Below are 22,259 nucleotides of genomic sequence, written 5' to 3' on the forward strand. Positions count from 1 at the left end.
ACCGAACACCCTTGCGTCGTGTCCACATGGTGGACGTCGGGTGTCATGGGGTGGGACGCACCGTTAGGCTTCCGGCATGTCTCGCAGCATCGATCTCGCAGTGATCCCCGGTGACGGAATCGGCCAGGAAGTCGTGGCCCAGGGCCTCAAGGTCCTCAACGCGGTCCTCCCGCAGGACGTGAAGCTGGAGACCAAGGAGTACGACCTCGGCGCCCAGCGCTGGCACCGCACCGGCGACACCCTCCCGGACGCGGAGCTGGAGGCCCTCAAGAACCACGACGCCATCCTCCTCGGCGCGATCGGCGACCCGTCCGTGCCGTCCGGCGTCCTGGAGCGCGGGCTGCTGCTGAAGCTGCGTTTCGCGTTCGACCACTTCATCAACCTGCGGCCCTCCAAGCTCTTCCCGAACACCGCGACCCCGCTCGCCGGCCGCCCCGACATCGACTTCGTCGTCGTCCGCGAGGGCACCGAGGGCCCGTACACCGGCAACGGCGGCTCGCTGCGCACCGGCACCCCCGCCGAGGTCGCCACCGAGGTCAGCCTCAACACGGCCTACGGTGTCGAGCGCGTGGTCCGGGACGCCTTCGAGCGTGCGGCGGCCCGCCCGCGCAAGAAGCTGACGCTGGTCCACAAGAACAACGTCCTCGTCTACGCCGGCCACCTGTGGAAGAACACCTTCGACCGGGTCGCCGCCGAGTACCCGCAGGTCAGCACCGACTACCTGCACGTCGACGCCGCGACGATCTTCTTCGTCACCCAGCCGGAGCGCTTCGACGTCATCGTCACCGACAACCTCTTCGGCGACATCCTCACCGACCTGGCCGCCGCCGTCTCCGGCGGCATCGGCCTGGCCGCCTCCGGCAACATCAACCCGACGGGCGCGTTCCCGTCGATGTTCGAGCCGGTCCACGGCTCGGCCCCCGACATCGCGGGGCAGGGCAAGGCCGACCCGACCGCCACCGTCCTCTCCGTCGCCCTCCTGCTGCGCCACCTCGGCTACGAGGCCGAGGCCGCGCGCATCGAGGACGCCGTCTCCGCCGACCTCGCGGAGCGCGACGGGGCTGCTGCCACGCGTACGACCGACCAGATCGGCGACGCCCTCGCGGTACGCGTAGCGGGCTGATCCGACGACTCCACTCGAAGCCGCCGGGTCAGCGAAAGCACCCGGCGGCTTCACCTGTGCGGCCCCCGGGTGCCACCATCGACCCCTGGACCGCATTCACACCGTTTCGTGCACGGCTCCCCGCAAGTGATAATCGAACGCGGGGCCGCGGCTCGCGGTAAAGCTCGGACGTCCTAGGACCTGACCGAAAAGCGTCGGGCAGAGACGGGCGTGGGCGCGGTCCATCACACACAAGACCGGTGAAGGACACGCACTCATGACGACGCCCACGATCGAGCTCAAGCCCTCCTCGAACCCGCTGTCCGACGCGGAGCGCGAAGCGATCCTGGCCAGCCCGGGATTCGGCCGGCACTTCACCGACCACATGGTGACCATCCGCTGGACCGAGGGCCGGGGCTGGCACGACGCCCAGCTGGTCCCGTACGGCCCGCTGTCGCTGGACCCGGCCAATATGACCCTGCACTACGCGCAGGAGATCTTCGAGGGACTCAAGGCCTACCGCCAGCCCGACGGCACGGTCGCCTCCTTCCGCCCCGACGCCAACGCCCGCCGCTTCCAGCGCTCGGCAGCGCGCCTGGCCATGCCCGAGCTGCCCGTCGAGACGTTTATCGAGGCGTGCGACGCGCTGGTGCAGCAGGACAAGGCGTGGGTCCCGGCCCACGGCGGCGAGGAGTCCCTCTACCTGCGCCCCTTCATGATCGCCACGGAGGTCGGCCTCGGTGTGAAGCCGGCCAACGAGTACCTCTTCCTGGTCATCGCCTCGCCCGCCGGCGCCTACTTCCCCGGCGGTGTGAAGCCGGTCTCCATCTGGCTCTCGGAGAACCGCGTGCGCGCCGTCCCCGGCGGCATGGGCGACGCCAAGACCGGCGGCAACTACGCCGCCTCCCTCCTCGCCCAGGCCGAGGCGGCCGCACACGGCTGCGCCCAGGTCGCCTACCTCGACGCGGTCGAGCACAAGTGGGTCGAGGAGCTCGGCGGCATGAACCTCTACTTCGTGTACGCCCAGGAGGACGGCTCGAAGAAGATCGTCACCCCGTCCCTCACGGGCTCGCTGCTCGCCGGCGTCACCCGTGACTCCCTCCTCAAGGTCGCCCGCGACCTGGGCTACGGCTCCGAGGAGGGCCGGATCTCCATCGACCAGTGGCGCGAGGACACCGCGAAGGGCACCCTCGTCGAGGTCTTCGCCTGCGGCACGGCCGCCGTCATCACCCCCGTCGGCCTGGTGAAGTCCGAGAGCGGCGAGTGGACCCAGAGTGACGGCGAGCCCGGCGAGGTCACCATGAAGCTCCGGGAGCGCCTTCTCGACATCCAGCGCGGTGTCGTCGAGGACACCCACGGCTGGATGCACCCGCTCGGCTAGGGCCTTTCGTTTGGATCAGGCCGCACCCGGCTTCCCGGCCGGTGCGGCCTTTTCCGTGTCCGGTGAATCGAGCACCGCTCAAACCAGGCCTGCCGCGAGCTTCCCCGCCGCAGGTCTCCTGGTTAGAGTGGCGCTCTAACCACCTCGTCCCAGGAGTCCTCATGCCCGCCCCCTTCCGCATGCCCCCCGAGTGGGCCCCGCACGAACGCACCTGGATGGCCTGGCCGGGGCCCAACCCCACCTTCGCCTCCGACGCGGACTTGGAGGAGGCCCGCCGCGCGTGGGCCGGTGTCGCCCGTGCCGTGCGGCGCTTCGAGCCGGTGACCATGGTCGTCGGACCAGGCCAGGAGGAGGGGGCGGCGGCGCTGCTCGGGCCGGACGTGGAGCTGGTCGTCCGGCCGCTCGACGACGCCTGGATGCGGGACATCGGCCCCACTTTCGTCACGGACGGGCGGTCGCTCGCCGCCGTCGACTGGACGTTCAACGGCTGGGGCGCCCAGGGGTGGGCCCGCTGGGAGCACGACCAGCACATCGCCCGGGCCGTCGCCGAGCTGGCCGGCGTCCCCGCCCACCGCTCCCCGCTCGTCAACGAGGGCGGCGCGATCCACGTCGACGGCGAAGGCACCGTCCTGCTCACCGAGACCGTCCAGCTCGGCGAGGAGCGCAACCCCGGCTGGACCCGGGAGCAGGTCGAGGCTGAGGTGCACGCCCGCCTCGGCACCGAGAAGGCCATCTGGCTGCCCCGGGGGCTGACCGGCGACTACCGGACGTACGGCACGCTCGGCCACGTCGACATCGTCGCCGCCTTCGCCCGCCCGGGCACCGTCGTCGCCCACGTCCAGCCGGACCCGGCCCACCCCGACCACGAGGTCACCCGGGAGAACCTGGCCCTCCTGCGGGCCGCCACCGACGCCAGGGGCCGCCGCCTGGAAGTCGTCGAGGTGCCCGCGCCCACCGTCCTCCGCGACGAGGACGGCGAATGGGTCGACCACTCCTACGTCAACCACTACCTCTGCAACGACGCCGTGATCCTCTGCGCCTTCGACGACCCGCGCGACGAAGAGGCCGCCGCGATCTTCCGAGGCCTCTTCCCGGACCGTACGGTGACCCTCGTCGACGCCCGTACGATCTTCGCCGGCGGGGGCGGCATCCACTGCATCACCCAGCAGCAGCCGAAGATCTGACCCCGCCGCGTCCCGTACCCGAATCCCGCCGCCCGCCGCGTTCCGTAGCCCGAACCCCGCCGAAAGTCCGGTCCCATGGCCTCCGTCCCCCGTCGCACCCACCACGCCGCCCCGCCCCGCGAGGACGTCCTCGCCGCCGCCATGGCCACCGTCGCCGAGCGCGGGCTCGACGGGCTGACCATGGCGGGGCTCGGGCGGGAGGTGGGCATGAGCAGCGGGCACCTCCTCTACTACTTCCGCACCAAGGACGAACTGCTCCTCCAGACCCTGGAGTGGAGCGAGCGGCGCCTCGGGGCCGAGCGCGGCGCCCTCCTCACCCGGCCGGGGACGGCCCGCGAGCGGCTGGAGGCGTACATCGACCTCTACCTGCCCGCCGGTCACCGGGACCCCCACTGGACGCTCTGGCTGGAGGTCTGGGGCCGCTCGCAGAACGCCGACGACGACGCCCGCTCCCGGCAGGCCGCCATCGAGGGGGCCTGGCACCGCGACCTGGTGGCGCTGCTCGTCGAGGGGGTGTCGCGCGGCGAGTTCCGGCCGGTGGCCGCCGACCGGTTCGCCGCCCGGCTGCGGGCACTGCTCGACGGGTTCAGCATCCACGTGACGGTCGGGATCCCCGGGACGGGGCGCGAACAGGTGCTGGGGCAGGCGGCGGAGTTCCTCGACGAGACGCTGACACCGGGCCCGGAGTGACCCGCCCCGCCGCGCGGCAGCCGCGTGACGTACCGCACCCGGACCCCCACCCGCGGCACCCGCGTGACGTACCGCGCCTGGTTTCCCACCGCGTGACCCGCGTGACGTACCGCACCCGGATCCGTACCCGCGTGACCCACCGTGCCGCACGGATGCGACCAGTGTCACGACCGCATCCTGAGACACCGGCGTCACAGGGGCGACGCTGTGCCAGACTGCTGCCGTGTCCTCGTTCGTCATGATTATTGGCAGCAGGCGCGCCGGTCCGCAGTGACCGCCCCGTACCACCATGTACGGCGCGGCCATCGTGCCCCAGACCCGCGCGCAGACCTCTCGCACCCGCGAGGGGTCTTTTCGTTTTCCGGCCCGTACCCGGGCCAGGGCGGCGCGCGCGGGATGATGGGGGCAAGTGGAGCCCGATCGTCCGGATCCACTCATCCGACAGGAGTCAGATCAGCATGACCACCAAGGCCACGGCCACCGACGACAGTTTCCATGTCTTCGACACCACACTGCGCGACGGTGCTCAGCGTGAGGGCATCAACCTGACGGTCGCCGACAAGCTGACCATCGCCCGTCATCTGGACACCTTCGGCGTGGGGTACATCGAAGGCGGCTGGCCGGGGGCCAACCCGCGCGACACGGAGTTCTTCGCCCGCGCCCAGCAGGAGATCACGTTCGAGAACGCCCAGCTCGTGGCGTTCGGCGCGACCCGCAGGGCCGGCGGCAGCGCGGCCGAGGACCCCCAGGTGAAAGCGCTCCTGAACTCCGGCGCCCCGGTGATCACCCTGGTGGCCAAGGCGCACGACCGGCATGTGGAGCTGGCCCTGCGCACCACTCTGGAGGAGAACCTGGAGATGGTCCGCGACACCGTCTCCCACCTCCGCGAGCAGGGCCGCCGGGTCTTCGTGGACTGCGAGCACTTCTTCGACGGCTACCGCGCCAACGCCGAGTACGCCAAGTCCGTGGTCCGCACCGCGTACGAGGCGGGCGCCGAGGTCGTCATCCTCTGCGACACCAACGGCGGCATGCTCCCCGCCCAGGTCCAGGCCGTCGTCTCCACCGTCGTCGCCGACACCGGGGCCCGGCTCGGCATCCACGCCCAGGACGACACCGGCTGCGCCGTCGCCAACACCCTGGCCGCCGTGGACGCCGGCGCTACCCACGTCCAGTGCACGGCCAACGGTTACGGAGAGCGGGTCGGCAACGCCAACCTCTTCCCGGTCGTCGCCGCACTGGAACTCAAGTACGGCATGAAGGTGCTGCCCGAGGGCGCGCTCGCCGAGATGACCCGGATCTCGCACGCCATCGCCGAGGTCGTCAACCTCACCCCCTCCACCCACCAGCCGTACGTAGGCGTCTCGGCCTTCGCCCACAAGGCCGGGCTGCACGCCTCCGCGATCAAGGTCGATCCCGACCTCTACCAGCACATCGACCCCGAGCTGGTCGGCAACACCATGCGGATGCTGGTCTCCGACATGGCGGGCCGCGCCTCCATCGAGCTGAAGGGCAAGGAGCTCGGCATCGACCTCGGCGACGACCGTGCCCTGGTCGGCCGGGTCGTGGAGCGGGTCAAGGAGCGCGAACTCCAGGGCTACACCTACGAAGCGGCCGACGCCTCCTTCGAGCTGCTGCTGCGCGGCGAGGTCGAGGGCCGGGCCCGGCGCTACTTCCGTACGGAGTCCTGGCGGGCGATCGTCGAGAACCGCCCCGACGGCACCCACGCCAACGAGGCGACCGTGAAGCTCTGGGCCGAGGGCGAGCGGATCGTCGCCACCGCCGAGGGCAACGGCCCGGTCAACGCACTGGACCGGGCCCTGCGCGTCGCCCTGGAGCGGATCTACCCGCAGCTCGCCAAGCTGGAGCTGGTCGACTACAAGGTCCGCATCCTGGAGGGCCGCACAGGCACCGAGTCCACCACCCGTGTGCTCATCACCACGGGCGACGGCACGGGCGACTGGGCGACCGTGGGGGTCGCCGAGAACGTCATCGCCGCCTCCTGGCAGGCGCTGGAGGACGCGTACACCTACGGACTGCTGCGCGCGGGTGTCGAGCCCACGGAATAGCCCGACCGGACCGCATCGCATGGCTTGTGGGAGCCGCCGCCCGTCGCCGGGCGGCGGCTCCCACGCGTTCGGGACGGAACGCTCAAAGCCTTCTGCCCGATGGGCAGATGGAACCGGCAGATCCCTCTGTGCAGTCGGGACGTGAAGCGTTGGCGGCCCGGCGCTCCATGTCGTCACGCGGCGGCAGACTCCGCGATGACTCGTCCGGTTGAGGGAACAGCCGGACTTCTCGGTCGTGTTCATCACGCACGCCGTCCCGCTCCTGATCGAATTCCCGGACCGGATCGCGACCATGCACGGGGGCCGACCTCGACCGCAGGACACGGGGGCCGACCTCGACCGCAGGAAGAGAGAGCGCCCGCATGCCCCGCACACCGCACCCCCGCTCCCGCCCCCGCCCTCAGCTCCGGCCCCGGAAGAGCGGAGCCGGACTCGTGGCGGCCGCCCTCGCCGCCGCGGCCGTGCTGGCCACCCTGCCCGGCGGCGGCCCCGGCGCGTTCGCCCTGGACGCCGTCGAGCCGTACGGCAAGGCGGGCCCGGCCCCCGCCCAGCGTGTCGTCACCGACACGGTGGTCCACCCGGTGAAGAACGGCGACAGCGCGGAGATCGGCCTCTCCGTCGCCACCGCCGGCTCCGTTCCCACCGAGGAGCCCGTGACCGTCACGTACGCCACACAGGGCGGAACAGCCGGGGCCGGGGAGGACTACACCCCGGTCTCCGGCAGCCACACCTTCCCCGCGGGCACCGCCTCCGGAACCACCCACCGGGTCACCGTCCCCACGGCGGAGGCGTCGAAGCCCGCCGAGGCGAAGACGGTCCTCCTGGAGGTGACGGTCGCCGGTGCGACGGCTCCCCCGGAGAATCCGCAGATCGTCATCGACGCCCACGGACTCCCGTACCAGAACCCGGAGCTGCCCGTGAGGCAGCGGGTGGCGGACCTGCTGGGGCGCATGTCGCCCGCCGAGAAGGCCGGCCAGATGACCCAGGCCGAGCGCGGCGCGCTCCGCGCCCCCGGCGACATCGCCGCCTACGGCCTCGGCTCACTGCTCTCCGGCGGCGGCTCGGCCCCCACCCCCAACACGCCGGCCGCCTGGGCCCGGATGACCGACGCCTACCAGCTGCGCACCCGGGCCACCCGCTTGCAGATCCCGCTGATCTACGGCGTGGACGCGGTCCACGGGCACAACAACGCCGTCGGCGCGACGATCATGCCGCACAACATCGGCATCGGCGCGGGCCGCGACCCGGAGAGCGCGGAGCGGACCGGAGCGATCACCGCGAAGGAGGTCCGCGCCACCGGCGTCCCGTGGAACTTCGCGCCCTGCGTCTGCGTCACCCGCGACGAACGGTGGGGCCGCTCCTACGAAGCGTTCGGCGAGGACCCGGCTCTGGTCGAGGCCATGCAGACGGTCATCCAGGGCATGCAGGGCAGCCCGTCCGGCAAGGACCTGCACCGCGCCGACAAGGTGCTCGCCAGCGCCAAGCACTTCGTCGGCGACGGCGGTACCGCGTACGGCTCCTCCACCACCGGCTCGTACACGGTCGACCAGGGCGTCACCGAGGTCACCCGCGAGGAGCTGGAGGCCGTGCACCTCTCCCCGTTCGAGGAGTCGGTGAAGCGGGGCATCGGCACGGTCATGCCCTCGTACTCCTCGCTGGACGTCCTGGGCGACGGCAAGGGCCCGGTGAAGATGCACGCCAACGCCGAGATGATCAACGGCGTCCTCAAGGACCGGATGGGCTTCGAGGGCTTCGTCGTCAGCGACTGGCAGGCCATCGACCAGCTCCCCGGCGACTACGCCAGTGACGTCGTCACGGCGGTCAACGCCGGACTCGACATGATCATGGTCCCGACCGCGTACCAGGACTTCACGGAGACCCTCAAGGACGCGGTGGTCGCGGGCCGCGTCCCCGAGGCCCGGATCGACGACGCGGTCGCCCGCATCCTCACCCAGAAGTTCCGCCTCGGCCTCTTCGAGAAGCCCTACGCGGACACCACACACCTGGACATGGTCGGCTCGGCCGAGCACCGCGCCGTGGCCCGTGAGGCGGTGGCCAAGTCCCAGGTGCTGCTGAAGAACGACGGAGCCGTCCTCCCGATCGGGCCCGGCCAGAAGGTGTACGTCGCCGGCTCCAACGCCGATGACATCGGCAACCAGACCGGCGGCTGGACCACCAGCTGGCAGGGCGCCTCCGGGCGGACCACCACCGGCACCACGATCCTGGAGGGCATGCGAAAGGCGGCGCGGACCCCCGAAACCGTGACGTTCTCCCAGGACGCCTCCGCCGCCACGGACGGTTACGACGTGGGCGTGGTGGTCGTCGGCGAGACCCCGTACGCCGAAGGCATCGGTGACGTCGGCAACGGGCACGACCTGGAACTGACGGCCGCCGACCGGGCAGCGGTCGACACGGTCTGCGCCGCCATGGAGTGCGCGGTCCTGATCGTCTCCGGCCGCCCCCAGCTCATCGGCGACCGGCTCGGGAAGATCGACGCACTGGTGGCCTCCTGGCTGCCGGGCTCCGAGGGCGACGGTGTGGCCGACGTCCTCTACGGCAGGCGCGCCTTCACCGGACAGTCCCCGGTGAGCTGGCCGAAGTCGCAGGCCCAGCTCCCGATCAACGTCGGGGACACCGTCTACGACCCGCAGTTTCCCTACGGCTGGGGCCTGACCACCCTGCAGGAGCCCCCGGCCGGCGGCGAGAACGCCCTCGCGGCCCTCGCCGTCGCCGCCCACGACGCCGAGAAGGCGCGTCTCGGGAAGACCCCGGCGGGCAGGGCGATCGTGGACCGGGCCAGGCTGCTGGTCCAGCGGAAGATCGACGGAAGGTTCACCCAGGAGGTGTCCAAGCCGTTCGCGGAGGCGGACCACCTGCTGCTCACCGGCGACCTGACCGGGGCGGTGGACAGGCTGCGCACGGCGTACCGAGCGGCGTAGGAGCCGCGCTCCCGGACGGGCACGCGGCGTAGGAGCCGCGCTCCCGGACGGGCGACGGCGTTCGCCGCCCGTCTGGAGTAGCGTGAAGTATGAGGAAAAGGCTCTTCCCCGCACTGCTGGCGGGCCTGCTGCTCATCATCGCAGCGGCGGCTCTCGCCCTGACCTCTCCCGCGTCGGCAGCTCCCGCCGCTCCTGGCGCGACCATCCAGGACGCCGCCCAGGCCCTGCGCGACGACCCGGTCTACGTGGACCCGGGAGCCCGCGATCAGCTCTCCGTCGCTGACGAGAAGGCCCTGGAGGACAAGATCACGGGCGCCGACAAGCCGGTGTTCGTGGCGGTCCTCCCCGATACCCCGGCCTTCCCCGAGGAAGGCCTCCTCCCGACCCTGCGCAGTGACACCGGCATCACCGGCGTCTACGCGGTCCGCCTCGGCGACGGCTTCGACGCGGGCGCCGACCCGCAGGTCATGCCCACCCGAGCGGTCGACAACCTCACCGCAGCCGTGGAGAACCCCACCACCGCCGGCAACGCCGAGGCCCAGCTCAACGCCTTCGTCGACCGCGCCGTCGAACAGGCCCGGGGCTCCGCCCCCGCCTCCTGGTCCGGCGGAGGCGCGGCGGACGGGTCCGGAGCACCGGTCGCCGGGCTGATCACGCTCGGCGCACTGGTCGCGGCGGGCGGCGCGGGCGCCTACGCCATCTCCCGCCGCAACAAGCGCCGCGAGGAGGAAGAGGAGCGCGCCGCGCTCGACAAGCTCCGGGTCGTCGTCGACGAGGACATCACCGCGTACGGCGAAACCCTGGAACGCCTGGACTTCCACCCCGCCGAACCGGGCGCGGACGACACCATGCGCGCCGACTACGAACGGGCCCTGGACTCCTACGAGAGCGCCAAGTCGAAGATGGACAAGGCCGGACACCCCTCGGACGTCCGCGAAGTCACCCGGTCCCTGGAGGACGGCCGCTACTCCCTCGCGGTCCTGGAGGCCCGCCGCACCGGCGCACAGATCCCGGCCCGCCGCCCGCCGTGCTTCTTCGACCCGCGCCACGGCACGGCGGTCACGGAGGTTCTGTGGACCCCGCCCGGCGGCGCGTCCCGGGAAGTCCCGGTCTGCGGCGCGGACGAGGCCCGGCTCAGCCGGGGCGAGGACCCCATGAGCCGCACGGTCGACACCGGCGACGGCAACCGCCGCCCGTACTGGGAAGCGGGCCCGGCCTACGGCCCCTGGGCCGGCGGCTACTTCGGCGGCGGGCTGCTCCCCGGCCTCCTGGTCGGCACCATGCTCGGCTCGATGCTCGCCACTCCGGCGTACGCCTCCGAGTACGGCGGCGGTGACTTCGGCGGCGGCGCGGGCGGCGACTGGGGCGGCGGCGACTTCTCCGGCTCCGACTTCGACGCCTCGGGCTTCGGCGGGGGCGGCTTCGGCGACGGCGGAGGCTTCGGGGGCGGTGGGTTCGACGGCGGCGGGTTCTGAGCGTCCGGACCGTCCCGCGACGCCCCGGGTCCCGGCGGATCCCCTCAGCCGGGGCCCGGGGTCGGGCTGACGGTCCGGGGCGGCGGCGGGCCGCCCCGGACCGCGCGGGCCCCACGCTCAGCCGGTGGTGACCCGCAAGGTGCCCGAGGCCGTGGCGACCGGGCCCGAGCCGTCCGCCGGCGCGGCGGTCAGCCGCCAGGTGTAGCCGCCGGCCGGGGCGGGGCCGCCGGAGGCGGACGTACCGTCCCAGCTGACCTTCACCGTTCCGCGCGTGTCCTCGCCCGTCCAGGTGCGGACGGTCTCGCCGGTCGAGCGACGGGTGAGGGTGAGCTGCCAGGACGCCGCCGGCTTGGAGAGCCACCACGCGGCGCTCCACGCGCCCGCCGAGGTGGCGGGCACGGTGCTGTGGGTGACGCCCAGGGGGGAGACGGCCTGCTGCGGGGCGGTGACGTGGACGGTGTCGTCGGACCCGACCCAGGCGAGCTTGCCCGCGTCCGCGTCCAGGGTCCAGGTGGTGCCCCGTCCGTCGCCGGCCGCGGGCTGCTTCACCCCCGTGACGGTGCCCAGGTCCGCGGTGGAGCCGTCCTCGCGCAGAGCGGTGAGGCGCAGCTCCCCCGACCCGTCGCGCGCGGCCAGGAAACGGTCGCCCAGCAGGACCCCGGAGACCGGCGCGGGGTAGTCCCGGTGGGTCGCCGTGTCGTACACGCCCGCCGCGTTCTCGGAGGCGCAGCTCCAGTACAACAGGGTGCCGCTGCGCTGGAGTTCGCTCGGCACGCAGTCGACGCCGAGATCGTGGTTCGCGGTCGCCCGCCCGGAGCGCGGGTCGACCACGTTCACCGTGCCGGGGTTGCCCGGTGCCGACTTGATCAGCCGGTCCCCGTCGAGCACCGCGCCCTGCACCGGCTGGTCGCGGACGACGAGGTCGCGGGCGGTGTCGACGACGTACTGCCGGCCGCCCGCCTCGTACAGGACGAACTCCGGTGCGGCGTCGAGGATGCGCCCGCCGGTGCCGGGCAGCGCCACGCCCTGGGACTGCTGTCCTGGGTCGTCGCCGGTCACCAGGGTGTCCTTGCCGGTGGCCGGGTCGGTGACCAGCCGGGCGAGCCCCTCGTCCGTGCCGTCGGCGAAGCGGCCCGCCGCGAGTCCGGGGAACTCCGCGAGCCGCGCGCCCTCCGCCGGGTCGAGGCCGGTCCCGACAGCCCTGCCGTGCAACGTGTCCTTGCCGAGCAGCGAGTTGACGTACCGCAGCCGCCCCCGGTCGAGGCCCAGCGCCCCGATCTCGCCGTCCGCCGTCTTCACCCCGGGCACCTCCCGCATCACCAGGTCGGAGATGATCCCGATGCCGTTCTGGTGGAACACGTGGATGGCCCGCTTGCCGTCGGCGTCCTTGCCCAGCACCAGCACGTCCCCGTAGCCCTCGGCCCGGAGCTGGGTGAACTCCACCGTGGGCAGGAGCGTGCGCTCGGTGTCCGCGCCGGTGTGGGGCGTGAGCCGCAGCGGCCCGCCGGTGCCCTCGTGCCACACGACGCTGTCCTCCACGACGAACGAGGTGACCTCGCTCTCCGTGGACTCCGTGGCCAGCGGGACGACCTTCGGCGTGCCCGTGCCGCTGCGCGGCAGGATCCGGACCCCCTGGCCTCCGGCGCCGTTCCGCGAGAACCAGCTGACGGTCATCTGGGTGAGGCGGAAGCTGCTCGCGTCCCCGGTCACGGGCAGCGGCTTCACCCGGCCGTCGTACGCGGTCAGGATGCCGTAGCCCGGGGAGCCGTCCGCGAGGCGGTAGCCGATGAGGACCTCGCTGCCCTGCCCGCCGAGCACCACCGGCCGGGCGTCCGTGGTGGCTCCGGCGGGCAGCCGCACGACGGGGTCCGCCGACGCCGCCCCGCCCCGGGCCACCCGCATCTCGTACGTCCCGTCGCCCTTGTCGACGGTCGCCAGCACCCAGCCGCCCGCATAGCTCAGATGGAGGTATCCGGCGGGCACCTGGAGGGTGCTGTTGAAGGCGGGGTCCTCGATGCCGACCCGTACGACGTTCGTCCCGCCGTCCGCGCGCTGCTGGGTGTAGATGGCCCGGTTGTGCTCGTCGTGGCCGCCGACGAGCAGATGCTCCGGCACCGAAGCGATCTCCGTGACCACCCTGGTCCGGCTGTTGTACGAGTTGGTCCAGAGGTAGTCGTCGCCCTCGCGGTGCAGTACGCCGTACCTGCCGGTCGCCAGGATCTTCTCGGGCCCGTCGCCGAAGGCGTCGGGCGCGGGTATCAGGACCTCGGCGGACGCTGCTGTTCTGGCGGCGTGCGCGGTGGCCGGCAGCGCCGTGGCGAGCCCTGCGGCCAGCACCACCGCGACGGCCGCCGCTCCCGTGGTCCGCCCGGTACGGCGGCTGCGGGCGCGGCTGTTCGTGTACAGGTGTCGGGACACCTGACCCCCCTTGTCAGTTGACCGATGGTGCGCATCTGCGATGCGAACACGATCAACCTTATTCATATGTGGGGGAGTTGTGACCAAAACCTGTGTGAGCAGTGGTACGGGGCTTGCTCGCTACCGCCAGTTCACCCACCAGGCGGCCACGCCGCCGAGGACGATCAGCCCGCACATCACCGTGTTGCTCCGCCGGTAGTCCACCAGGAGCGCGGTGAACTCGCGGAGCGTCGCGTTGGGCCAGAAGTACGCGGCCGTCGGCGAGCCCACCACCTGTCCCCGGATGCGGACCCGCCGGGCGGTGAGAGCGGCGCGGAAGGCGTGGTAGTTGTTCGTGACGACGACGCACCGGTAGCCGGGCTTGGCCTTTTCCATGATCGCCTTGCTGAACCGCAGGTTCTCCTCGGTGTTCGTCGACCGGTCCTCCCGCTCGATGAGGTGTGCCGGGAAGCCCTCGGCCACCAGGTGGTCGGCCATCGCGTGGGATTCCGGCAGGTCCTCGTCGGGCCCGCGCCCGCCCGACGTGATGAGCACGGGGGACCCGCCGCGCCGGGAGAGCCGTGCGTGCACCTCCCGCCCGCGCTTCAGCCGGCTCGCCAGCAGCGGCGGCACGGTGGAGCCGCCGACGAGCCCCGAGCCCAGCACCACCACGAAGTCGGCCCTGCGGCGCACCCGCAGCCGCCCGTAGAGGAACGCGTAACAGACGAAGCACAGGAACAGGAACGAGAAGTAGAGCGCCAGCCCGCCGGCCGCAGTCGCCGCGCCGATCAGTATCGGTGTCCGCAGGGCGGCGGCGGTGGCGAGCAGGGCGACCACGGCGAGGATGGCCAGGGCGGCCCCCAGGGAGAGCAGATTCGACGGGCTCCTGCCCTCCTTGCGCAGCATGCGTACACCGTTGAGGAAGAGAAAGCAGGTCAGCACCGCCACCGCCACGGCCCCCAGGCCCAGCAGCGACCACACCACGACGTGCGCGGAGACGGAGCCGGAGTCGACCACCCGGTAGAGCAGGCCGGCCGCCGCACAGAGCACGGCGAGCCCCAGGAAGACGGCGTTGCTGAACTTGCGGCGCTCGCGCAGCACGCTCACACAGAAGACGAGGAAGAGGAGCGCCGCCGGGGCGAAGACCACCATGCGCCCAGACTAGGCAGCGCTCAGGGAGTGGTTGACGGCGAGGTGGGGGTGGGGTTGGAGGGGAGCCGGGGCGATCGGTGGCCGGACGCTGTGCCAGGCTCCGGCCCATGAGATGGAGCTTCAAGCTGCACGGCTGCGCGGCGGCCGCGCTGAGCGCGGCCGCCCTGGTACTGGCCGCGCTCACCTGGCTGCCCGGCGCGCTGCCGTTGTTCGAGCCGGTCTGGCCGATGGTGGCGGTCTTCTGCCTGGCCCTCTTGCTGCTCCTGGCGGCTGTGGTACGCCACTTCGCGGCCGGCGCGGACCGGAGCGCGATGTGGCTCGCCTTTCGCTGCCTGCCCGGCAGGGTGCAGGCGGGGCTCGGGTTCCTGGCCCTGGCCGGTGCGGTCGTCGTCGGACTCGATGCGGCGGGGGGCCGGCGGTTGCAGGACGCGGAGGTGCGCGAGGGCCGGTACGTCGCCTACGACACGTCGGTGACCAGGGACCGGGCGGTCGAGCTGACGCGGGACGAGTACCTCGCCCTGCTGCCGGGCAGCCGGCGCTGGATGTTCGCGGTCGCGGGCCTCATGGCCACCGGGGCCGCCGCCGGCGTGCTGGCGGTGGGAGAGCTGCGCCGCGCGGACTCCGCCTCCCTCACGCGGGTGCCGTGATGGAGACGGTGATCCTCGATCGGGGCGTGCCCTTTGCGGGGGTCGAGCCGTTGAACCCGGCATGAAGAAGCGAAGCGTACTCGCCGCCGTCACCCTCGCCACCGGAGCGGTCATCGCCGCCATCTCCCCGCCCCCGGGAGGCGGGGACACCGCGCACGCCGCCGAGCCGCCCGTCAGCCTGGGCGCGCTGGACAACGTCGGCGAGCTCGGGACGTTGGTCGACGGCGCGGCGGGGGCCACCACCTCCACCGCCGGCACGGTCACCAGCACCGTGGAAGGCGCCCAGCTCAGCTGAGTGGGCCGGGGACGGGGGTGGGGGCGACCGAGGGGTCGCCCCCACCCCCTTTTCTGTTCCCGGCGCCCGGCCGAGGGGCCCGGCCATCCGCCAGGCCCTCTGGCCCGGCCATCCGTCAGGCCCGACGGGCCCGCCCGACCGCGCGGCCCCCGGTCGGACTCAGTGGCCCGGCGTGCCGACCCCGTAGGACCTGACGAGGCGGGCCAACTGGCGGCCCGCAGCCAGAAGGGGCTCCTCGCTCCGGTTGACCTGGGCGGTGACCTCGGCGCCCTCCATGGCGCTGATGGCTGTGGTCGCCAGCTCGCGCGCTGCCTCCGCCGGGAATCCGCAGCCCAGCAACTTGTCCCGGACGAGCCGCTCCCAGCCGTTCAGCGCGTCGGCGCAGGCCTGCTGGAGCTCCGAGTCGGTCCCGAGCGTCTCCAGGGCCGCAGCCGTCACCGGGCAGCCGTCGATCCAGCCCGACTCCTTGAGTCCGGCGGCCAGCTGGCGGGCACAGGAGAGCACCGCCTCCGCCGGGTCGGTCTCGCTGTCCAGGGCTTCCTTCAGGAGTGTCGCGAACTCCTGCGCGCTGTACCGGATCGCGGCGACCGCGACGGCCTCCTTGCCGCCCGGGAAGAAGTGGTAGATCGACCCGAGCGTGGCCTGCGACTCCGCGGCGATCTGCTTGATGCCGGTGCCGACATAGCCCTGCCGCTGGAGAAGGCGCGCGGTCGCCACGACGATCCGGTCCCGGGTGCTGGTCTGCATGCCGCCACTGTAGCGGGCAGTGGGTAGAGCGTTCGTTCTAGAGCTGTGCTAGCTTTCCGGCATGCTCTAAATAGATCGATCGTTTTAGTCGGGGCGAGCGATCTGGCTCTCCGTCCTGACCGACCTGTTGGAGGTAGGCATGAACAGCGCACAGAACTCGGTCACGGTCATCGGACTGGGCCCCATGGGCCGGGCCATGGCCACGGCCCTGCTCGACCGCGGATACGCGATCACCGTCTGGAACCGCACCGCTTCCCGCGCGGACGACCTGGTGGCCCGGGGAGCCGTCCTCGCGCAGAGCCCCGCCGACGCCGTCGCGGCGAACGAGGTGGTCATCATCAGCCTCACGGACCACGCGGCGGTCCAGGCTGTACTGGAGCCCGCCGCACGGGCCCTGGGCGGCCGGGTCCTGCTCAACCTCACCTCCGCCACGCCCGGGGAGGCCCGCGCCGGAGCCCGCTGGGCGGCCGGGCACGGTGCCGTGCAGCTCACCGGCGGCGTCAGCTCGTCGCCCTCGGGGATCGGGCAGCCCGATTCGTACACCTTCTACAGCGGGCCGCGCGAGGCGTTCGACCGGCACCGGCCGGTGCTCGAAGCGCTGACCGGCCGGGTCGACCACCAGGGCGAGGACCCGGGGCTCGCCGCGCTCCACTACCAGATCGGCATGGTCATGTTCTGGACCTCGCTGTTGAGCTACTGGCAGGCGATCGCCCTTGCCCGCGCCAACGGCCTGACGGCGGCCGACATCCTGCCAGGCGCCGCCGAAACGGCGAACTCGCTCTCGGAGACCTTCGCCTTCTACACCGAGCGCATCGACGCCGGGATGCACCTGGGTGACGTGGACCGCCTGGCCATGGGACTGGCAAGCGCCGAGCACGTACTGCACACCAACGCCGACGCGGGCGTCGACACGGTCCTCCCGGCCGCCGTCGTCGACCTGTTCCGCCGGGGCGTGGAGGCGGGGCGGGGCGCGGACAGCTGCTCTGCTCTGGTGGAGCTGATGGCGAAGCCCGGGAAGCAGCCGTTCGCCGGCCCGACCGATCCGGGCACGGACGGTCGGGTCCGGCAGGATGGCCCCTTCCTACGGTGAACGAGCAAGGGAAGGAGTCAGCGGTTGCTGGAACGGCTGAACGACGCGATGGAGCACGTCGAGGCGCATCTCGGTGAGCGCATCGAGGTGGCGGAGCTCGCGCGCATCGCGATGACGTCGGAGTACCACTTCCGCCGGATGTTCTCCGCGCTCGCGGGCCTCCCGCTGTCGGAGTACATCCGTCGCCGCCGCATGACGGTCGCGGGGGCCGAGGTGCTGGGCGCCCCCGACCGGACGCTGCTGGACGTGGCGGTGCGGTACGGCTACGACACGGGGGAGGGCTTCGCCCGCGCCTTCCGGGCCGTGCACGGCGTCGGCCCCGGCGAAGCCCGGCGTGGCGGCGGCGTTCTGCGGTCCCAGCAACGGCTGACCTTCCGACTCGTCGTCGAAGGGAGTAGTGACATGCGGTACAGGCTGGTGGAGAAGGACGCCTTCCAGGTGGTCGGAAGGAGGGCGCGGGTCCCCCTGATCCACGAGGGGCCGAATCCGGCCATCGCGCAGTTCATCCGGGGGATCGGCCGGGAGGAGCTGGACCGCATCGCGGCCCTCTCGGACCAGGACCCTGCCGGGATCGTCGGGGTGAGCGACCAGCTCGACCCGAGCCGCGCGGAGGGCACCGAACTCGACTACTACCACGGGGCGGTGACGAGCACGGAGGCTCCGGAGGACCTGGACGTCCTCCCCGTGCCGGCGGGGAGCTGGGCGGTCTTCGAGAACGAGGGTGAGTTCCCGGCAGCCCTCCAGCACCTCTGGCGGGACGTCTTCACCCAGTGGTTCCCGTCGAACCCGTACGCCTCCCGGCCCGGCCCGGAGATCCTGCGGGTGCGGCTGACGGAGGAGGGGAAGCGGGCGGAGGCGGAGCTGTGGATCCCGGTGGAGCGCTCGGCCGGTTCGTGAGCCGCTGGAACGAAATATGCGGCACGACAGAGGTTTACGGCCATGGGGCATATGCGACGCCTTAATGGTCCAGACCTATTGTGCGGCGGGGCTCCGCTCGCTAGCTTTTCCCTGGCGGCGCGCGCTGATCGGCTCGGCTCTACCCATTCGCTGACGCACAGTCATGTGCGTCGACTGGAAACGGAGTTACCGACATGCGTCGACGTATCACCACCATCGCGGTCACTGCTGTGGCGGCGGCAGCGATGGCTCTCGGCACGGCCTCCACCGCCTCGGCGGTGGGCTCGGGCTACATGATCCGTGGCCACTACGAGTCGCAGGCGGCCTGCCAGGCCGCCGGGGCGGCCGGCGCCGCCAACCACATCTGGAGCCCTCTGTTCATCTGCAAGCCGTTCGCGGCCAAGCCGAGCGTCTACGAGCTGTGGGTGCGCTACTGATCCCGCCGCGCACAGACGGGAACCGCCCCGCTTCCGGCCGCGTTGGCGGCCGGGGGCGGGGCGGGGCCTTTTCGTGTACGGGGGTGGCTCAGACGGCCGCGCTGCCGTGGACGAAGGCGCTCCAGGCGGCGGGCTCGACGGTGAGGACGGGGCCGCCGGTCACCTTGGAGTCGCGGATGTGGACGGCGGCGGGGTGGGCGGCGACTTCGACGCAGGCTCCGCCGTCACCGTCGCTGTAGCTGGACTTGCGCCAGTGGTAGGCGACCTCAATGCAGGCACCCCCGTCGCCGTTGCTGTAGCTGGACTTGAACCAGTGGAGGGCTGTGGGGTCGGGGTGTGCTGCGCGGGGCATGTCTCTCCAAGCAGTGCGTCAAGCAGTGCGTCCAGTAGTCGGGTGCTCTCCGCGACGGTGAGCGCCTGGGAACGCAGCATCCCATACCTCTGCATAAGTGCGCTGACGTCGGAGGGTTCGTCGTACAGCTCGCCGCGCAACTGGCCGTCGACGTAGGCGAGCCCGTCGTGGTCAGGCGTCTCCAGCAGGATGAGCGGCCCCGAGAGCCCGGCGTGCCGAGGGGTGTCGCGCGGCATGATCTGGATGGTAACGAATGGCAGGTCCATGCAGCGCCGCAGGTGGAGAAGCTGCTCACGCATCACTTCGGGGTCGCCCAGCTGGGAGTGCAGGATGCTCTCCTCCAGAATGAAGTGGAGGAGCGGACGGGGTTTGCGCTCCAGGATCTTCTGGCGGTCGAGACGGTCCGCCACCCGCTTCTCGATCTCCTCCTCTTCGAGTGGCGGGTAGTTGCAGCCGAAGACGAAGCGCGCGTACGACTCCGTCTGGAGCAGTCCCGGAACGAGCTGGGACTCGTACCAGAGCAGGCTCACCGCATTCTGCTCGTACTGCACGAAGTCCTTCACCAGCGCCTGGTAGCGCTCCTTCCGCGGGATCTTCTCCACCGCGACACGCAAGACGCCCTTGGTATCCAATAGTTCGTCGAGCTGAATGGCCAGGTCCGTCTGAAGCGCCCGCCTTCCCTGCTCGATCGAGGCGATGGTGTCCTTGCCCACCCCCACCTGCTCGGCGAGGGCGGCCTGTGTCAGCCCGGCGAGTTTGCGGAAGTGGCGCAACTGCGCCCCGACCAGCTGCCATGAGGTAACTCGCCTGATGCCACTCTGCTTTCCCGGTTGCATGACCTGGCTCTCCCCCTTCTCGTCCCGCTGTCAACCCGTCAGAACCCGTACAAAAGCGTTTGTACGTCTCTGAGCTCTGCTGAAGCCTAGTTACTCCGTGTGAGCGTGGAAGCATGAACGAGACAACTCAACTCCCCTACTTCCGCGCCGCCTTCTACTGCCGTGAGCGCAGGTCGATCCCGGTCGTACGCAAGTTCGCCCGCAAGGCGCTGGTCGAGTGGGAGTGCGAGAAGCGCATGGACGATGTGCTGCTCTGCGTAACCGAGCTGGCGACCAACGCCCTGCGTCACGGCGTCCCGCCGGGGCGCGGCTTCAAGGTCCACATCTACCTGGAACGGATCGAGAACGCGCTCCGCGTCGAGCTGCACGACAGCGGCGACGGCGAGGTGTGCCCGGCGGACGAGCTGCCGGGGGCCGAGGACGAGGGCGGGCGCGGGCTGCTGCTGGTCGCGGCGGTCGCGGACAAATGGGGGGTGGGGGAGCGGAACCCCGGCAAGATCGTGTGGTGCGAGTTCGATCTCTCCTGACTTGCTGATTCGGCAAGGTCGCTTGTCGTTTCGGCCTCATTGCGCGCACCATTTCCATCGACCGGAGGTGATCCGCATGGAGAGCAGGAGTGACGACATGAAGCAGCAGCGGTACGACGCGGTGATCGTGGGCGGCGGGGCGGCCGGCCTGAGCGGGGCGCTGGCCCTGGCGCGGGCCCGGCGTTCGGTCCTGGTGATCGACGCGGGCGAGCCCCGTAACGCGCCCGCGTCCCATGTGCACAACTACCTGGGCCGCGAGTCGACCCCGCCCGGCGAGCTGCTGGCCATCGGCCGGGGCGAGGCCGCCGGGTACGGGGCGGAGATCGTCGAGGGCCGGGTGGCCTCGGCCGAGCGGCTGCCGGGGGAGCAGGGCTTCCGGGTGGTCACGGAGGACGGCCGGAGCGTCGAGGCGCGCAGGCTGCTGGTGACGACGGGGCTCGTCGACGAGCTGCCGCCCGTGCCCGGTCTGGCGGAGCGCTGGGGGCGCGAGGTGCTGCACTGCCCGTACTGCCACGGCCACGAGGTGGCGGACCGCCCGATCGGTGTACTCGCCACCGGGCCCCTCGCCGTGCACCAGGCGCTGATGTGGCGGCAGTGGAGCCAGGACGTCACCCTCTTCCGCCACACCGGCCCGGAGCCCTCGGACGAGGAGTACGAGCAGCTCGCCGCCAGGGGTGTGGCCGTGGTGGACGGCGAGGTGACGGGCCTGGAGGTCGCGGACGACCGGTTCACCGGCGTACGGCTGGCCGGCGGCCGGGTGATCCCGCGCGAGGCGCTGGTGGTCCAGGCGCGCTTCGTCGCACGTTCGGCCGTACTGGAGTCGCTGGGGCTGGTTCCGGTCGACCAGGAGATGGGCGGCGAGGTGATCGGCACGTACATCCCCACCGACCCGACCGGCGCGACGGAGGTCCCCGGAGTCTGGGCGGCGGGCAACGTCACCCGCCTCACCGAACAGGTCATCGGCGCCGCCGCGGCCGGCCTCATGGCGGCATCGGCGATCAACAGCGCTCTGATCACCGAGGACACCAGTGACGCGGTGGAGGCGCGGCGGCGCGCCTGAGCGGGCGCGGCTGCGAGGACGGGACGCCGTGGCGCGGGCGGGGCGCGGTTACGGGAACACGGCCCCGAGGAGGTCCCGCGCCCACCCGAAGAACGCATGCGCCAGCACCGCCAGCAGCACCAGAATCCCGAGGATCACGACGGTGCCCCAGGAGCAGCTGCCCCCGGGCCCCGTCGAGGGCTCGTCCCGCCCGCCCAGCTCCGCATCGAACAGATCCATGACACGTACCCGCCCCGCCCCGTCACCATCACCCGAGACCGGGTGACCCGAGCCCCCCGGCTCCGTGGGGTGCAGCCTCGCACGGTCCGGACGGGCCCGTGGAGCCGGCGCCGTACTCAGGGAGAGGGGCGAACGTACTCAGTCCGTCGGCTCGGCCTTCCCGGTGCGGGAGGCCGGCCCGTGCCGGTGCGACCCGTGCTGGTCCCGCCCGTGCCGGTCCGGCCCGTGCCGGTGCGACCCGTGCTGGTCCCGCCCGTGCCGGTCCACCCTTGCCCGTCCGGCGTAACGCAGGCAGGCCAATGACGGAGCTCCCGGGTGACGGGCGGGGCCGGTGGATGTGTGAGTTCCGGTTGAGGGGATACGCGGAGTGTCCCGGCACCACGAGGGTGCGGGGGCGTCGGCAACGTAAAGGGAGATTTCCGTGGGCATCATCGCCTGGATCCTCATCGGCCTGTTCGCGGGGCTCATCGCCAAGGCGCTGATGCCCGGCAAGGACCCCGGGGGCTGCCTCATCACGATCGTCATCGGCATCGTGGGCGGGCTGCTCGGCGGCTGGCTGGGCAAGGTGATCTTCGGCGTCGACTCGATCGACGGATTCTTCAGCCTGTCGACGTGGATCGCCGCAGTCGTCGGCTCGGTGATCGTCCTGCTCGTCTACCGCATGGTCGCGGGACAGCGATCGCGGTGACGCGGCGCGGAAAACCGTCGGAGGCGATTGCTCAACAAGTCAATTCGTCCATGTTTGCCTACATTGGCAGAGGATCAG

General features: G+C 71.8%; 20 protein-coding genes and 1 pseudogene. 15 read left to right on the forward strand and 6 right to left on the reverse strand.

What is annotated here, in order from left to right; genetic code table 11:
* Positions 1-76 precede the first annotated feature (76 nt).
* From PSQ21_RS26540 to PSQ21_RS26570, 7 genes are all read left to right on the forward strand, one after another.
* Entirely contained in the window at positions 77-1,123 is a 1,047-nt protein-coding gene (locus tag PSQ21_RS26540; protein WP_274033613.1) for a 3-isopropylmalate dehydrogenase, read from the forward strand.
* Positions 1,124-1,379: 256 nt separating this feature from the next.
* Positions 1,380-2,483: a branched-chain amino acid aminotransferase gene (locus PSQ21_RS26545; protein ID WP_274033614.1), complete on the forward strand. Its 1,104-nt coding sequence runs from the start codon at positions 1,380-1,382 to the stop codon at positions 2,481-2,483.
* Between the two features lie 161 nt (positions 2,484-2,644).
* Entirely contained in the window at positions 2,645-3,667 is a 1,023-nt protein-coding gene (locus PSQ21_RS26550) for an agmatine deiminase family protein (protein ID WP_274033616.1), read from the forward strand.
* Between the two features lie 75 nt (positions 3,668-3,742).
* Positions 3,743-4,357, forward strand: a complete 615-nt coding sequence (locus PSQ21_RS26555) for a TetR/AcrR family transcriptional regulator (RefSeq protein ID WP_274033618.1) — start codon at positions 3,743-3,745, stop codon at positions 4,355-4,357.
* Between the two features lie 458 nt (positions 4,358-4,815).
* Positions 4,816-6,423 carry a citramalate synthase gene (cimA, locus tag PSQ21_RS26560; RefSeq protein WP_274033620.1) on the forward strand — a complete coding sequence of 536 codons (1,608 nt, stop codon included), beginning with the start codon at positions 4,816-4,818 and terminating at the stop codon, positions 6,421-6,423.
* A gap of 362 nt (positions 6,424-6,785) precedes the next feature.
* Positions 6,786-9,362 carry a glycoside hydrolase family 3 N-terminal domain-containing protein gene (locus PSQ21_RS26565; RefSeq protein WP_274033621.1) on the forward strand — a complete coding sequence of 859 codons (2,577 nt, stop codon included), beginning with the start codon at positions 6,786-6,788 and terminating at the stop codon, positions 9,360-9,362.
* 89 nt (positions 9,363-9,451) lie between these two features.
* The gene (locus PSQ21_RS26570) at positions 9,452-10,837 is read left to right on the forward strand and encodes a hypothetical protein (protein WP_274033622.1); all 1,386 of its coding nucleotides are present in this window, start codon (positions 9,452-9,454) and stop codon (positions 10,835-10,837) included.
* A gap of 117 nt (positions 10,838-10,954) precedes the next feature.
* Here PSQ21_RS26570 and PSQ21_RS26575 read toward each other — a convergent pair whose 3' ends face one another.
* On the reverse strand, positions 10,955-13,255 hold the full coding sequence (locus PSQ21_RS26575; protein ID WP_274033623.1) for a FlgD immunoglobulin-like domain containing protein: 2,301 nt from the start codon (positions 13,253-13,255) through the stop codon (positions 10,955-10,957).
* A 120-nt stretch (positions 13,256-13,375) separates the two neighbouring features.
* Complete coding sequence (locus PSQ21_RS26580; RefSeq protein WP_274033625.1) at positions 13,376-14,386, reverse strand: YdcF family protein; 1,011 nt, start codon at positions 14,384-14,386, stop codon at positions 13,376-13,378.
* A gap of 107 nt (positions 14,387-14,493) precedes the next feature.
* Between PSQ21_RS26580 and PSQ21_RS26585 the strand changes: the two genes are divergently transcribed.
* On the forward strand, positions 14,494-15,033 hold the full coding sequence (locus PSQ21_RS26585) for a hypothetical protein (RefSeq protein ID WP_274033626.1): 540 nt from the start codon (positions 14,494-14,496) through the stop codon (positions 15,031-15,033).
* Positions 15,034-15,094: 61 nt separating this feature from the next.
* The gene (locus PSQ21_RS26590) at positions 15,095-15,328 is read left to right on the forward strand and encodes a hypothetical protein (protein ID WP_274033628.1); all 234 of its coding nucleotides are present in this window, start codon (positions 15,095-15,097) and stop codon (positions 15,326-15,328) included.
* A 159-nt stretch (positions 15,329-15,487) separates the two neighbouring features.
* Here the strand turns inward: PSQ21_RS26590 and PSQ21_RS26595 are convergent, their stop codons facing one another.
* Positions 15,488-16,075, reverse strand: a complete 588-nt coding sequence (locus PSQ21_RS26595) for a TetR/AcrR family transcriptional regulator (protein WP_274033630.1) — start codon at positions 16,073-16,075, stop codon at positions 15,488-15,490.
* Positions 16,076-16,214: 139 nt separating this feature from the next.
* Between PSQ21_RS26595 and PSQ21_RS26600 the strand changes: the two genes are divergently transcribed.
* From PSQ21_RS26600 to PSQ21_RS26610, 3 genes are all read left to right on the forward strand, one after another.
* Entirely contained in the window at positions 16,215-17,165 is a 951-nt protein-coding gene (locus PSQ21_RS26600; protein ID WP_274033632.1) for an NAD(P)-dependent oxidoreductase, read from the forward strand.
* Positions 17,166-17,189: 24 nt separating this feature from the next.
* Entirely contained in the window at positions 17,190-18,062 is an 873-nt protein-coding gene (locus PSQ21_RS26605) for an AraC family transcriptional regulator (protein ID WP_274033634.1), read from the forward strand.
* Between the two features lie 194 nt (positions 18,063-18,256).
* Positions 18,257-18,499, forward strand: a complete 243-nt coding sequence (locus PSQ21_RS26610) for a hypothetical protein (protein ID WP_274033635.1) — start codon at positions 18,257-18,259, stop codon at positions 18,497-18,499.
* Between the two features lie 88 nt (positions 18,500-18,587).
* Here PSQ21_RS26610 and PSQ21_RS26615 read toward each other — a convergent pair whose 3' ends face one another.
* Both PSQ21_RS26615 and PSQ21_RS26620 read right to left on the reverse strand, forming a co-directional pair.
* Positions 18,588-18,851 carry a DUF397 domain-containing protein gene (locus PSQ21_RS26615; RefSeq protein WP_274033636.1) on the reverse strand — a complete coding sequence of 88 codons (264 nt, stop codon included), beginning with the start codon at positions 18,849-18,851 and terminating at the stop codon, positions 18,588-18,590.
* 41 nt (positions 18,852-18,892) lie between these two features.
* Positions 18,893-19,687, reverse strand: a pseudogene (locus tag PSQ21_RS26620) (helix-turn-helix domain-containing protein); the annotation flags it as partial.
* A 113-nt stretch (positions 19,688-19,800) separates the two neighbouring features.
* Between PSQ21_RS26620 and PSQ21_RS26625 the strand changes: the two are divergent.
* Positions 19,801-20,214: an ATP-binding protein gene (locus tag PSQ21_RS26625; RefSeq protein ID WP_274033638.1), complete on the forward strand. Its 414-nt coding sequence runs from the start codon at positions 19,801-19,803 to the stop codon at positions 20,212-20,214.
* A gap of 76 nt (positions 20,215-20,290) precedes the next feature.
* A complete protein-coding gene (locus PSQ21_RS26630; RefSeq protein ID WP_274033641.1) occupies positions 20,291-21,274 on the forward strand; it encodes an NAD(P)/FAD-dependent oxidoreductase in 984 nt (327 codons plus the stop codon).
* A 48-nt stretch (positions 21,275-21,322) separates the two neighbouring features.
* On the opposite strand, the gene PSQ21_RS26635 is transcribed toward PSQ21_RS26630, so the two are convergent.
* Positions 21,323-21,493, reverse strand: coding sequence for a hypothetical protein (locus PSQ21_RS26635; protein WP_274033642.1), 171 nt, complete (start codon positions 21,491-21,493; stop codon positions 21,323-21,325).
* Positions 21,494-21,914: 421 nt separating this feature from the next.
* On the opposite strand from PSQ21_RS26635, the gene PSQ21_RS26640 reads away from it, so the two are divergent.
* A complete protein-coding gene (locus PSQ21_RS26640; protein WP_274033643.1) occupies positions 21,915-22,181 on the forward strand; it encodes a GlsB/YeaQ/YmgE family stress response membrane protein in 267 nt (88 codons plus the stop codon).
* The last annotated feature ends 78 nt before the right edge of the window (positions 22,182-22,259 follow it).

The organism is Streptomyces sp. MMBL 11-1 (genome assembly GCF_028622875.1).
GTDB lineage: Bacteria > Actinomycetota > Actinomycetes > Streptomycetales > Streptomycetaceae > Streptomyces.

What these genes read in the sequence shown, in the direction of transcription:
- PSQ21_RS26540 (WP_274033613.1), top strand. Translation starts at nt 77, where the DNA reads ATGTCTCGCAGCATCGATCTCGCAGTGATCCCCGGTGACGGAATCGGC.
- PSQ21_RS26545 (WP_274033614.1), top strand. Translation starts at nt 1,380, where the DNA reads ATGACGACGCCCACGATCGAGCTCAAGCCCTCCTCGAACCCGCTGTCC.
- PSQ21_RS26550 (WP_274033616.1), top strand. Translation starts at nt 2,645, where the DNA reads ATGCCCGCCCCCTTCCGCATGCCCCCCGAGTGGGCCCCGCACGAACGC.
- PSQ21_RS26555 (WP_274033618.1), top strand. Translation starts at nt 3,743, where the DNA reads ATGGCCTCCGTCCCCCGTCGCACCCACCACGCCGCCCCGCCCCGCGAG.
- cimA (WP_274033620.1), top strand. Translation starts at nt 4,816, where the DNA reads ATGACCACCAAGGCCACGGCCACCGACGACAGTTTCCATGTCTTCGAC.
- PSQ21_RS26565 (WP_274033621.1), top strand. Translation starts at nt 6,786, where the DNA reads ATGCCCCGCACACCGCACCCCCGCTCCCGCCCCCGCCCTCAGCTCCGG.
- PSQ21_RS26570 (WP_274033622.1), top strand. Translation starts at nt 9,452, where the DNA reads ATGAGGAAAAGGCTCTTCCCCGCACTGCTGGCGGGCCTGCTGCTCATC.
- PSQ21_RS26580 (WP_274033625.1), bottom strand. Translation starts at nt 14,386, where the DNA reads ATGGTGGTCTTCGCCCCGGCGGCGCTCCTCTTCCTCGTCTTCTGTGTG.
- PSQ21_RS26585 (WP_274033626.1), top strand. Translation starts at nt 14,494, where the DNA reads ATGAGATGGAGCTTCAAGCTGCACGGCTGCGCGGCGGCCGCGCTGAGC.
- PSQ21_RS26590 (WP_274033628.1), top strand. Translation starts at nt 15,095, where the DNA reads ATGAAGAAGCGAAGCGTACTCGCCGCCGTCACCCTCGCCACCGGAGCG.
- PSQ21_RS26595 (WP_274033630.1), bottom strand. Translation starts at nt 16,075, where the DNA reads ATGCAGACCAGCACCCGGGACCGGATCGTCGTGGCGACCGCGCGCCTT.
- PSQ21_RS26600 (WP_274033632.1), top strand. Translation starts at nt 16,215, where the DNA reads ATGAACAGCGCACAGAACTCGGTCACGGTCATCGGACTGGGCCCCATG.
- PSQ21_RS26610 (WP_274033635.1), top strand. Translation starts at nt 18,257, where the DNA reads ATGCGTCGACGTATCACCACCATCGCGGTCACTGCTGTGGCGGCGGCA.
- PSQ21_RS26615 (WP_274033636.1), bottom strand. Translation starts at nt 18,851, where the DNA reads ATGCCCCGCGCAGCACACCCCGACCCCACAGCCCTCCACTGGTTCAAG.
- PSQ21_RS26625 (WP_274033638.1), top strand. Translation starts at nt 19,801, where the DNA reads ATGAACGAGACAACTCAACTCCCCTACTTCCGCGCCGCCTTCTACTGC.
- PSQ21_RS26630 (WP_274033641.1), top strand. Translation starts at nt 20,291, where the DNA reads ATGGAGAGCAGGAGTGACGACATGAAGCAGCAGCGGTACGACGCGGTG.
- PSQ21_RS26635 (WP_274033642.1), bottom strand. Translation starts at nt 21,493, where the DNA reads ATGGATCTGTTCGATGCGGAGCTGGGCGGGCGGGACGAGCCCTCGACG.